Source organism: Streptomyces sp. NPDC018031, assembly GCF_044327625.1.
GTDB lineage: Bacteria > Actinomycetota > Actinomycetes > Streptomycetales > Streptomycetaceae > Streptomyces.
In genome coordinates this window covers 22,929-35,031 of the sequence record NZ_JBIRFT010000024.1, presented here as the reverse complement: position 1 = coordinate 35,031, position 12,103 = coordinate 22,929, and the positions used below count along the sequence as shown (strand labels likewise).

Annotated in this window: 5 protein-coding genes; 3 read left to right on the top strand and 2 right to left on the bottom strand. The window is 69.4% G+C overall.

Annotated features, from left to right (window positions below):
• Window positions 1-144 precede the first annotated feature (144 nt).
• The 3 genes from ACH4B3_RS31605 to ACH4B3_RS31595 all read left to right on the top strand — a co-directional run bounded on the left by ACH4B3_RS31605 (window position 145) and on the right by ACH4B3_RS31595 (window position 9,811).
• Window positions 145-948, top strand: a complete 804-nt coding sequence (locus ACH4B3_RS31605; protein ID WP_398468737.1) for a DUF4232 domain-containing protein — start codon at window positions 145-147, stop codon at window positions 946-948.
• A gap of 355 nt (window positions 949-1,303) precedes the next feature.
• Complete coding sequence (locus ACH4B3_RS31600) at window positions 1,304-3,511, top strand: hypothetical protein (protein ID WP_398468735.1); 2,208 nt, start codon at window positions 1,304-1,306, stop codon at window positions 3,509-3,511.
• 114 nt (window positions 3,512-3,625) lie between these two features.
• Window positions 3,626-9,811 carry a hypothetical protein gene (locus tag ACH4B3_RS31595; RefSeq protein ID WP_398468734.1) on the top strand — a complete coding sequence of 2,062 codons (6,186 nt, stop codon included), beginning with the start codon at window positions 3,626-3,628 and terminating at the stop codon, window positions 9,809-9,811.
• Between the two features lie 395 nt (window positions 9,812-10,206).
• Here ACH4B3_RS31595 and ACH4B3_RS31590 read toward each other — a convergent pair whose 3' ends face one another.
• Together ACH4B3_RS31590 and ACH4B3_RS31585 are read right to left on the bottom strand one after the other, a co-directional pair.
• Window positions 10,207-10,785, bottom strand: a complete 579-nt coding sequence (locus ACH4B3_RS31590; protein ID WP_398468732.1) for a hypothetical protein — start codon at window positions 10,783-10,785, stop codon at window positions 10,207-10,209.
• Between the two features lie 75 nt (window positions 10,786-10,860).
• Complete coding sequence (locus ACH4B3_RS31585) at window positions 10,861-12,063, bottom strand: hypothetical protein (RefSeq protein WP_398468730.1); 1,203 nt, start codon at window positions 12,061-12,063, stop codon at window positions 10,861-10,863.
• Window positions 12,064-12,103: the final 40 nt, after the last annotated feature.

The window sequence follows — 12,103 nt, the reverse complement described above, 5'->3', positions numbered from 1 at the left end:
CGCGGAGGTGTTCGGCTGGACGCCGGGTCGGGGGTCTCGGTGGTCCATTAGTGGGGCGTTATCCAGGCGTCAACGGTTCGGAAGCGGGCTGCGGAAAGCTCATGGTCACACCGAGACCGCCGATCGCCCTGGGGGAGACCGACCATGAACCGCACCGCCACCCGCCGCTCTCAGATCCTGCGTACCGCCGCCGCCGCGCTGACCGCCGTCGCTGCACTGGCGCTCACGGCCTGCACCGAGGACGGCGGTGGTACCAAGACCGAGGGCAAGGCCACCAGCTCGGCTTCCGCAACGGACACCCAGCAGACCACCGGGGGATCGGGCGGCACCGGGGACGGGAACACCCAGCGGCCCGCCGGCGGCGAGCGGACTTCCGGCGCGCAGGCGCCCGAAGCCGCGGAAAACACCCCGGACATCCCGGAGAAGAGCACGCAGGAGAGGAGCGCTCCGGAGAAGGACAAGACGGAGAACTCCACCAGCGGCCGGAACGGCAAGGCATCCGAGCCTTCCGAGGCCGACGCGTCGATCCCCGACTGCTCGGCCTTGTCTATGAACATGGCCGTGCAGAGCGTGCAGCGTCCGATCAACCACCTGCTGCTCCAGGCCACTAACGAGTCCGACGCGCCGTGTGCGATCTACGGCTACCCCTACCTGGGGTTCGGTGAGGAGGCCCAGTCGACGGTGGTGCCGCTGGAGTCCTCCAAGCCGCAGTCCGTCGTCGTCCTCAAGCCGGGCGAGACCGCTTACGCCGGCATCATGACCTCCTTGGCCGACGGATCCGGGAGCGAGGGCTACGAGGCGGACAGCGTCAAGGTGTACCTCTCCAACTCCCAGCAGGACGACAGCCTCGACGAGGAAACGACCCTGAAGCTGCCGCAGGCCACCCACGTGGACAGCAGCGCGTGGGTCAGCTACTGGCAGAGCAACGTCGACGACTCCATCTCGTAGGCCCGCCCGCCCGCAGGCATCTTCCTCTGGCCCGCACGGTGACCCAAACGAAACGGCCTAGGCGTGGCGCCGTGCATCCGCGATGCCCTACTCCTTGCACGGACTAAGCGTGACGCATGTGACCATCCGTACAAGTTGGTTGCAGGCGACCATCAACAATTGCAAAGCGGGGAAAGTGCCGCAGGAACCCCACACCTCGGGCTAGTGTGCGGGAATTACCGCAGGCGGCCGGGGTGGCCTGCAGTGTGGCGGAGGTGCCATGGGTGGGGACCCGCATGTGTCAGCGACGGTCGGCGATCACGGGCGAACGGGGGTGTCAGACCCGTACGGTGACCAGGTTTTGCTGACTCCCGCCATGACGAAAGGCTATGACGCCGTACCTGGCGGGGAACGACATCTGTTGCTGCGCTATCTTGAGGCGGTGGCTGCCGCCCGCCGGGCACCAGTACACACCGCCGTCGCCTTCAATGCCGTGTACTTTGGGTACGACCTTGGGGGCGACGGATACGGGGGCAGCCCGCTGCGCCTCGATGACTTCCCTGTGATCACCCTCGGAGGTTCCGTCCGTGCACTCCCGGTCGGTGCCATGGTACGCGTGGCCACGGGATCGGACCCGCTCTACGCGGAGATCGTCCACCGGGAGGGCGCGCATCCGGAAGTGGGGCCGCTCGGGGACGTACCGGAATGGGTGTCCGGGGCGCCCGCCGGCGCTGCAGGCCCGGGCAGGCCGGCGACCGGCGCGGCTCTCAGTCGAAGGGAGCTCCTGGTCCCGGACCTCCATGCCTTCGGCCCAGCCCTGAGCCTGTCACCGGCCCAGCTCCATCGCTTACGCACGCGCCGGCGCTGGATCAACGAGGACGGGCATGTCGTCGTCGACGTCTCCTACCCGTCCCCGGAGGCGGCCCGATGTGACGACCTGACGGCCTACGCGGACCACCTCCTGACCGCGGCGCGGGAGCAGCTGCTCAGTCCCTTCGTTCCCGTGTCCCTCGCCGAACTCGTGGGCGGCACAAGCAATGACGAACTGCGGGCGGGCCTGCTCGGTCTGCTCGACACGGTGCGGGGCGTCCTCGGCTCCAGCGCCTCGCTGCGCACATGGGGTTACTACGCCGTGACCCGGGCTTCTCTCGCGGAGTGCTGGGCCGATGCCGGACCGCTGGGCGGCGACGACCTCAGGTCTCTCGCGGCCACGGTGGAACACGCGGCCACCCCGGCGAGGCGGCGCCATGGCCTCACCACCCCGGTCACGGTGTACACGGCGGTCGGGCCGCGGCTTCGCCAGTTCCCCGGCGCGAAGGAACTGCTCAGGGGAGTGGGGTACGCCGCGGCGGTCTGCCGGGCGAACATGACACTCGCCGATGTCGTCCGAAGGGACAGCGACCAGGGCCTGTTCGAGAATGGCTCCCGGATCACGCTTGACGACACCTTCGAGAGCGGGGGCGTCTGGCGGTCTCATCATCCGGGTGGTGCAAAAGCGCCTGGAGACCCCCTGGCCCCGGCAGGGCGTGGCTGGGCGTCGACGCTCCCCGCGCGGCCGGAGTCGGAAGCAGGGGGGGATCCGGAAGCGGAGATCGATCCGGTCGATCTTCCCCTCGCTGACGATGCCTTCCTCGGCCCCGGCGAACTCCTGCGGAACGACGCGAAGGAGATCGCCTGGCGGGCGCCCCTGCGGCTTGCCCATCTCATCGACGGCTGGTTCCCTCTGCACTCGTACGTCGCGCACGAACTCCGCAGGTCTCACGGCCCACGCCTCGCGTCACACCTCGAACTCGACCATGTCGGCCAGACACTGGACGAACGAGAGGCAGCTCAGGACGTCATCGCCGAACTCGGTGGCGAACCGGGTCGTTTGACGGGAATCCTCTGGCCCCGCGACTTCTTTCCCGGCCTGATGCTCGAGCTGCGCTGGCTCCGCGGCGAAACGGTGATCCGCGTGGCCACGACCCCGCTCACGGATCCGGTGCATGTCGACGACCGTGTGATCGGGCACTGCTACGACTCCCGCGTGCTCACCAGGGAGGACGCTCCGGGCAGCGATCGCCATGGCGACAGCGCGGTCGGTCTCGGCCCCCGGCAGCTGGTGATGCGCACCGTGCGCCGCTGCGGGCTGCTCACCCTGGACGGCCATGCTCTACTGGATCGTTCGGTCCTGCCGAGCGCGGTCTACGGGCGCTGGCCGGCACGGTCGCAAGTCGCGGTCCTGGAGTCGGCGGTCGCGGATCTGCTCGCGGAACGAATCCTGGAGCCGGCCCTCGGCAGCCGGGACGCCTGGGGGCAACCGTACTACCCGGCACGCGACGGGCAGCTGGCCATCCCGCTCATCGGCTACCGCCCTGTACGGCGACGGGTGATACGCCCATGGGGCGGCACGGAACCGGACGATTTGGGGCTGCTCGCCGTCCAGTTCGTTGCTGGTCACCTGCGGCGCCTCCGGCCGGGGTGCTCGCCCAGCGAGGCGCAGCGAGCGGCCTTCCGTGAACACTGCCGCAGGCTCGGTAAGGCGGACGGCTGGGAATTGCCCCACGGCTACACGTTCGTCACAGAGCACACACGCGGTCACTGACCCGCGAATCCACGTTTCCGAGCCTCATTCGGCCATCTTGTTCCTCCCTTTCGGCTCCTCGGCGTCGAGCGAGTCGATCCCGCAGAATCAGCCGCAGAAACGGAGTAGGCGTACATGCACGACCGCTACCACGTCATCACGGGGCCGCCGCTGTCCCCGCCGACCGTCTCGGCCGAGGATCTCGAAGGCCTGGCCGCCGCGCTCAACGCCTTGGAACACCCGGTCGGAGCCACTCTGAACGAGCTCACGGTCGGCATGGTGGAACTCGCCTTCAACTCTCTGCCGCCCAGAAACCGGCAGAAGCTGCTCGGCAGCCTGGGCATCCGCATGGCGGCCCCTCGGCGGGCAGGCAGGGCCCTCTGCCAGGACGTTCTCTCCCGGCTGCGGCGCGACGCCCGGCAGCACACCTGCACCTGCGGTATCAGGGATCTCACGCTCACCGTGCTGGACCAGATCCTCCAGGTCGCCTTCGCCAAGGACAGCAAGACCATCTCCGAGCCCGTTGCCCGATGGGGTACGACGCTGCTCCGAGCCACGGTATTCGCTTGGTGCAACGCCTCCGTCACCGACGCCTACGTTCTCGCCTGGGCGGCCGACCAGGACTGGTTCACGGAGACGGCCGACGATGAGGAGTCCGTTCGTCTGGCCGTCGTGGCCGACGAGGCTCGGTCCGTCATGGCTGCGTACCCGGACTTCGACGGCATACGGGAAGACTTCGAGCGGCTGTCCGCGGGTGAGAGGAAGGGCGAGGTGGCTGCCGTCGCCGACAGGCCGGGCGGGAAGGTCGCCGTTTCCGAGGAGGTTGTGCCGAGCTCCGGCGCCCCGCACGACGTGCTCGTGACCGCATCCGAAGACGCTCAGGCCGAGCAGGGGACGGACCTGGAGGATGCCTGCCGCCAGCTGGAGTCGGCCCTCGCGGGAGCCCGGCGAGCTGCGGAGAACGTGACCAGTGTGGTGGCGGACGGCTGCCCTCCGCATGACGAGGACCTGGCTGTCCTGGCCGCGCTGGGCGCCGTCTTCGACAGCGCTGACGCGGTGTTCCACGCGGCGGGGATGAACGGGGTGCCCCGCCGCCTGAAGGACATGACGGAGGCCGCACGCGAGTACCGGACGGCATGTGACCGTGACCGCCAGGCACGGGGGACGCTGCGGGGACTGCTGGATGTCGCAGGCAGGCCGGACAGCCCCGCTGCCTTTGCCGCCGAGGCTGTGAGAGGAGCGACCCGCCGTCTGCTGAACGCAGAGGTGTGGGAGCAGACGCATCGGCAGGAAAGCGCCGCGCTCGCCGACCTGGCACGGCTGATCCGGGAGGGGCGACAGGCGTACGCGGCGACGGAGATCCTGGCCCTGCAGGATCAGATGGTGCGGGTGTTACCCGCGTGTGCCATGGCGGTGGTCCTGGCCCCTGAACTGGTACTGGCGCAGCCGGAGGAGAGCTTCGCGGACCTGGCCGAGGCCGAGGTGGAGGTCTCCGAAGGAGACGTCGGCGGAGGCGAGGATCCCACCGCTGACGACATGACCGCCGAGCACGGCGAGCTAGTCGTCGAGCAAACGGACGAGAGCCTGTCGGCGAGGCCTGACGGTCGGGCCACCGAAGGCCCCCCGCCCCACGCCGCACTCGAACCGCAAGCCTCCGCCTTACCGCCGACGGACGGTCCGCTCGACACGGACGACGTGCGGGCCGCGACACCCATCGACGAGCCGACGGCACCCGCCACGGACCCGGAAACGAACCTCTCGGCCGCGCCCGCCCCGGTGCCCGCACCTGCTACCGTCCCGGTAGCCGCGCCTGCGCCTGCTTCCAACGCGTCACGCGACGAGGGCGCTCCATCCGCAGAGCCGGCTCTGAATCCTCTGGCCTCCGCCAACGCCGAGGCGAATCCCAACGAGGCTGCGACAGAGCGAGTCCTGACGCGGCTGGTCGTGGAGCGGCGCTTCGGACTCGCCCACCGCGTTGCGACTGCCGCCGGCCACCCCGAGCCGCAGGTGGCGGCGCTCCGCCTGGCCGGTGCCGCCGCGTTGCTGACGTCCGGTGATAGCCAGGGGGTCCGGCTTACCGCCGACCTGCTCCAGCGATATGGCGGATACGCCAGCCGAGACACGGAAGGCAGCGAGCTCCTTCTGCTGCCCGCCCTGTTGCGTACGGCGCTGATCACCGGGGACCATCTGGCGGGTGCCCAGCTGAAGGCTCTAGCGCCCCGGCTGCCGGAACGGCTGGCGGAGGCGGCGACCACGGTCGCCGACCGTGCCCTTAGCGGGGCCCTGATGGTGGCCTCGCCGCTGGTGGTCAGCGCCGACGTCTCCGGGGCGGAGGCACGGCTGCGGGAGTTGCTGGAGCAGTGCCGTGTCCTGCTCGTACCGCCGAGGCTTCGGTTCGCACGAGCGACGGAGATCGCGAAGCGCTGGTTGTCCGGCGACGGGCTGCTCGGATCGCTGCTCATGGCCGTAGTCGGTGACCAACGTGACGGGGTGGCCCAGGTGCGCGAGCAGGCCGAGCGCCTGTCGAAGCTGCCCGAGGTAAGTAACGAGATCGACCGTATGGACCGCAAGCACCGCTCGCCCAGCGGCAAGCCGCTCCAGGGCTCCGGGCGGCAAGACCTGGTGCATCTCGTGGATCGAGCCATCGGTCTGGTCAAGGAGTGGTGTCTGGCGGTCGACACCATACGCCGTGGTGACCGCTCCGACGGCAACCGGGCGGTCAAGGAGATCTCCTCCCTGCGCCGGTCCCTGCTGGACGGCCAGGAGGCGGCACTGGGCGAACTGGAGCAGCTGGCGCGGGGCTCGGGCGCCGTCAAGGCCGCAGCCGCCTGGGCGGCACGCGCCTCCATGGAAGAGCTGTTCGCCCTGCTGGCCGGTGACACCGCGAGCACGCATCCCGGCGATCCGGTAGACCCCGAACTTGTCCTGGACGCGGAACTGCTGAAGGTGTGCGACCACCGTGACGAGCGGCCGTCGCTCGACGAGCTGTTCACCGCCGTCGACCGGAGCTGGCAGGACGCCCTCGCCGAGCGGCTCGCCCACGACGCCTTCGCCGCGGCTCGTACTCTCGTCGAGCTGGCGGGACGAGGGCTGCTGCCTGGTGCACGGGCCGGGGAGTTCACTCCGCCCGCAGTGGCCGAGATCGAGGCCCAGGCGGCCGCCCGGCGCGCTGAGCTGCGCGGGAAGCACGACGACCTTGTCGCCGAGCTGCACCGCGCGCAGGCCGATGGTGCCGTGACCGACGACCAGGACCTGCGCCTCCAGGAACTCCTCGCCGATGCCAAGGACCGGCTCGACGGCACCGACACGTACCACCTGGTGGACGTACGACGAGCGCTCGACACTGTACGGAGCGACCTGCCCACCTTCCGGCAGCAGGCGGCCGACCGGATCCGGGCCCGGCTCGATGCCCTGGACCCCACCGAGGAGCAACGCGCACAGGTCCTGCGGCACCTGGACACCGGTGGCCTGGCCACAGCCGCCGACCTGGTCTACTTCCTGGAGATCGGCGAGGACGTCCCAGAGATCGACGGCGGCGAGTCCCACCTGACCGAGTTCTTCCCGGCCGTGCCCGACGGGTTGCCCAAGGGCATCGACCGTGCCCTCGTCGACCTCGTCCGGTCCGGCGGGACGCACCCGGACATTCCGATCCTGGACTACAGCACGCTCTCGACCGACGAGGCGGCCCTGGCGGCCGACGTCCTCGACGAGTGGCGGGTGCTGGGCGCGACCGAGCCGAAAGACCGGCTCGACGTCTCAGCGCGGCGGCAGTTGCCGCCGCTCCTCAAACTCCTCGGCTACGAGGCTAAGAGCGCCAGGCCGCTCGACGAGCGGTCCCCGCACCTGCGCCGGCGCGAGTACCGCCTCTTCGAAGCGACCGAGGTGGAGATCAACGGCAGGGCGAAGGCGCCCGCGTTCGGTTCGCAGATTCGGGAGCAGGGTGGCAGCCTTCGTGTGCTGATGGTCTGGGGCCGTCCGCCCGCCAAGTTCGTCATGAGCCTGGCAGAGCGCGACACCAGCGGAGCGAGCCTCCTCGTTCTCTACTTCGGCACGCTGAGCCGTGAGGCTCGCGTCGAACTCGCCATCGGCTCCGGCCGGCTGCAGCCGATGCTGGTCGTGGACGACGCCGCCCTGGCCTACCTCGCGGCACGGGGCAATCGCCAGGTCAGCACGGCCACGCAGACACTGTTGCCGTTCTCCGGCGTCAACCCGTACATTCGGGAGAAGCGCGGCCGGATCGGCGGCGAGATGTTCTACGGCCGTGACGCCGAGCGCAAAAGCGTCCTTGACCGGCACGGCACGCAGGTCATCTTCGGCGGCCGGGGACTCGGCAAGTCCGCCCTGCTCAGTGATGCCGGGGAGCGGTTCGAGGAGCAGCGCCCCGGCTACCAGCTCGCGGTGTACGTGAATCTCGACCAGGAGAACATCGGCAAGGGCAGCTCGCTGGGGCCGGAGGCGCTGTGGAGCGTCCTCGATCGGGAGCTTCGGGCGGTCGAGGTGCTGGACGGGCAGCCGGGTCGCAGGTCGCGACAGGACATCTCCGAACGGGTCCGCGCCGGCATCCGGGCCTGGCTCGACGGTGACTCCCGCCGGCGCCTGCTGGTCTTGCTCGACGAGTGCGACCAGTTCTTCGAAGCGGATGCTCCTCGCTTCGACCAGACCAAGAAGCTCAAGGGCCTCGGGTCCGACACCAAGGATCGTGCCAAGGTCGTCTTCGCCGGCCTGCACTCCGTGCAGCGGTTCTCCAAGCTCGCCAGCAACGGGCCGTTCGGCCACCTCGCGCAAACCCCGAAGGTGATCGGCCCGCTCGCCCCTCAGTCCGCCGCCGAACTGCTGGTCGACCCGATGCGGGCGCTCGGCTTCGAGTTTCAGGACATGGATCTCGTCAACAAGGTGCTCGGTTACTGCTCCTATCAGCCGTTCTTGCTCCAGATGTTCGGGCACCGGCTGGTCGAGGTGATGCACCGCAAACGGGCACGGCGCGGAGCCGAGGGGCCCCCGTACGCGGTGGAGAGCGCCGACATCGAGGTCGTGGAGTCGGACACCGGCCTCAGGGACGGCATCTCGGCGGCGTTCAAGGACACCCTCAGCCTCGACCACCGCTACGACGTGATCGCCAACGTGCTGGCCTATCACGCGCGCCATCGCGGCCTTGAGGTGCGGCTGAGCGACGCCGAACTGCGTGAGGAGTGCGAGACGTTTTGGCGCAAAGGCTTCGAACAGCTCGACACGGAGGGATTCCGCGCCTACCTCTCCGAGATGGTGGGCCTCGGCGTGCTCGCCCCCAACCACGACGGGCAGGGCTGGCATCTGAGGGGGCCGAACGCCCTGCGTATGATCGGAACCTCCCACGAGGTGGACGCCCGTTTGCTCAGGGCCGAACACGACTGCGAGCTCCAGGAGAGCATCGTTCAGGAGGGTCGTCCCGAGCTGCTCGACGGCCGACCGGCTCCGCTCACCATCACCCAGCTCGACGACCTTCTTGGCGAGAGGTCCAACCAGACGAGGGTCGTCCTCGGCACCACGGCCACGGGTGTCGGCGACGTCGGAGACACCCTCCGTGAGATTGCCGGACGCATCGCCGACTGGACGCTGCCGCCCGTAGGCAAGCCCAGTGTCTACAAGCAGGAACTCACGGGCGGCCGGCCCCGGGAACGGCGGGTCGTCATCAGCGACTTCGCCCGCTACCCGGATGCCCGGCCGGAGGCTCCCCGACAGGCCGTCGACCTGGCCGAGACGCTGCTGCCCGTCACGCCGGGGGTGACCCGTGCCGTGGTCGTCGTCACCGATCCCACCCAGCTGGGCCTGTGGCGCCCCCTGCTGACGGGCACCGAACCCACCTCGGCCGCTCCCGTGGTGCTGCGCCGGCACGACCGCCGCAGCCTGCACGGCTGGGCCCAGCGGGTCGAGAAGTTCCACACAGAGGACCGTCTGGACCGTCTCCACGAGCTGACCGGAGGCTGGCCGATCCTTGTCGACCGGGCCCACCGTCTCCACAATGAACTGGGCGATCCGGACGCGGTGCTGCGCCGACTGGCCGATCTCTGCGCGGACCGGACCGAGGCTCGCGCCTTTGTTGAGGCGACCGGCGTGTACGTGGACCCGCTGCTCGTGACCGGCTACCGGTCTCTCGCCGAGGAGTTCATGGAGGACCCGTTTGACCTGGAGAGTGCGGTGACCGCTGTGGCGGTCCGGATCGAGGACGAAGACGAGGCCCGCTGGATCGTCACCTGCCTTGATGCCCTCCAGGCCTTCGACCACCAGGGGAACCAGTTGCGCCTGGAACGGCTGCTCCGGAAGTGCCTGACGCTCCAGAACTGACGCCGAAGCATAGGCAGGCTTCTGACCGGCGATTCTGATAGCGGCAACTTCCCTGCTTGGCCGAGACGACTTGCTGCCAGGCGGCGACGAGTCCACAGCGAAGCGGTCGGCGAGCATGGCGACGAGGAGACCCCTTCTTGTAGGGGTCTCCTCTGGCTGGGCTGGGCCACCGTCGGGGCAGCCTGTGTCCTCCAGCTCACCGACACCGACGACGGCGCCCGCTGCGGTGGCAATACGCCGTCGGCGCCGCCCGGCCCGCCGCCGCATACTGTCTCTACCTCCACCACCTCGCCCTCGGCCAAGCCGACGCAGCCGACTGGTGGCACCAGCGCCGAGCGGCTGACGCCGGCAGGGCCCTGCCATCCATCGGAGGGCGTACCGGGTCGGCTGGTCGGTCAGCGGCGGCGTTTGAGGTGGCGCAGGAGACTGGCCCGCTCCGCGCTCATGGGCGTGGGGGCCGGGTGGGCGGCGGGCTGGGGCGGTGGGTCATCGGCGTGGGCTTGCTGCGATGCCTCGATCATGGGGCTGGTGCGGATCACCAGATGGTCAGCCGGGCCCTGGGGCCAGCAGGTGATGAGGTACTCCTCGGTCGGTTCCTCTGCGACGCCGTCGGGGTTGATCGACCGGCCTCTGGCGTGGACCCGGACCCGGTACCAGCCCGGGCCTTGAGCGTTGAGAGTAGGGAGGGTGTCCGGAGTGATCTCTCCATCGGAGGTGATGCGGAGGTCTCCCTCGAGGGACCGCACGCTGATCTCCACGATCTCCTCCCAGTCGGCTTCCTCCACGCTGGGGGCAGCGCTGAGGACCTCGGCCCGGATCCGGACGTACCCGGTGTGGATGCCGGTGCTGACCCATGCTCCCCAGTCCATGGGAGCGGCCAGGCCAGCTGACCAGCGTGCTGTGTCCGCGGGGATGGAGGCGGCGTCGGTGATGCCGAAAAGTCCGTCGTTGATGAACATGACAGATGTGTTCACAGGGCTGAGCCTATCGAGGCAAGGGGTGGAGATGCGGGGCCACGGGGGAAATTCGTGGCCCTCGCACCCGCACCGTCAGGTACCGATCAGGACCCGGAAGGGATCGCCGTCCAGCATCCGCTCATCCCTGTAGAAGGAGCTGTTCTTCCCGCCCTGGTAATCCTGGTCCTGCCTTTTGATCATGCAGGCACTCGCTCCCTTCGGCCCCGTCCGCGAGGGCACACCCGCGATGGAGCATCCGGAGAAGCTGCGGCGCTGCCCTCCCGACGCCAGGCCTTCCCGGGAGGTGGCCACCGGGTACTCGTCACAGGTCTTTCCCGGGGGGCGAGGTTCATTGCGCGGGCAGGCCAGGTTGCGGTTCTTGTCCTGCCTGGCGGCATCAGTTGTCCGGTGCAGCGGATGCTTGAAGCTGCCTCCCGGCAGACCGGAGGCCTGGGCCCGCTTGACGTGTGACGCCAGCTCAGGCGCCCGGCTCTTGCTGTAGATGAGTGGCGAGGCGTACCAGGGCACGACGCATCCCACGCGTGTCGTGCCCGCGGTCGCGTTGTCGCACCGGAAATCGTTGAAGCCGGTCTTGGCGCCGGCCGGCGGGTAGCCGGCGCTGGTGAAGGTCAGGTTCCACGTGGTGGCACACTTTCCCTTTGCTCCCCGCCGCGTGACCGTGGTGTCGAAGTATGACTCCCCGAGCTTCCACGATCCCACCGGTGCCAGTTTCCGTGAGGGGAACTTCGATTCGGCGACCTTGCACGCCCCGTCCTTGGTGGCCGTGCCCTTGATCGAGCCCTTCAGCGCGTCACCCCAGCCGCGATACACGGACGTTTCGACCTGGTGGCCCCATGCGGGCAGGCCGGCGTCGCCGTAGGAGTAGCTGATGACTATGAGGCTGGTCTGGCCGGTTTCTCTCCTTTGGCCGTTGACCGTGCGGTAGGTGGAGTAGGTCAGTCCCGAGGTCCTGCAGACTGCCGTGCGGGTGCCGTGGGTGCGATCGCGGGCGTCCTCGCACCACTTGGGTGCCGCAACGGCGGCGGCCCGGGCGCGGCTGTCTTCGCCCAGAATGCGTGCCAGCTGCGGTGCCGCCATCGGTCGCAGGCAGCTCGTCGCACCGCTGGTGTTCGGCGCCGAGCACGTTTCGGGCCGGACCTGTGCTTCTCTGTCCGCGCCGGGCTTGGCCGACGGCTCGGCACCCGGGCCGGTGACGATGACCGGTACGGGCCTGTCCTTCTGCGGCGCGGTGCCGGGGTCGGCAGCCGCTGAGCCCGCCGTGAGCAGCGTTGCCAAAAGGCCGCTCCCAGCGGCACCCGATAACAAAACGTTTCTC

Coding starts and splice junctions, on each gene's coding strand:
- ACH4B3_RS31595 (WP_398468734.1), top strand. CDS start 3,626: ATGCACGACCGCTACCACGTCATCACGGGGCCGCCGCTGTCCCCGCCG.
- ACH4B3_RS31600 (WP_398468735.1), top strand. CDS start 1,304: ATGACGAAAGGCTATGACGCCGTACCTGGCGGGGAACGACATCTGTTG.
- ACH4B3_RS31605 (WP_398468737.1), top strand. CDS start 145: ATGAACCGCACCGCCACCCGCCGCTCTCAGATCCTGCGTACCGCCGCC.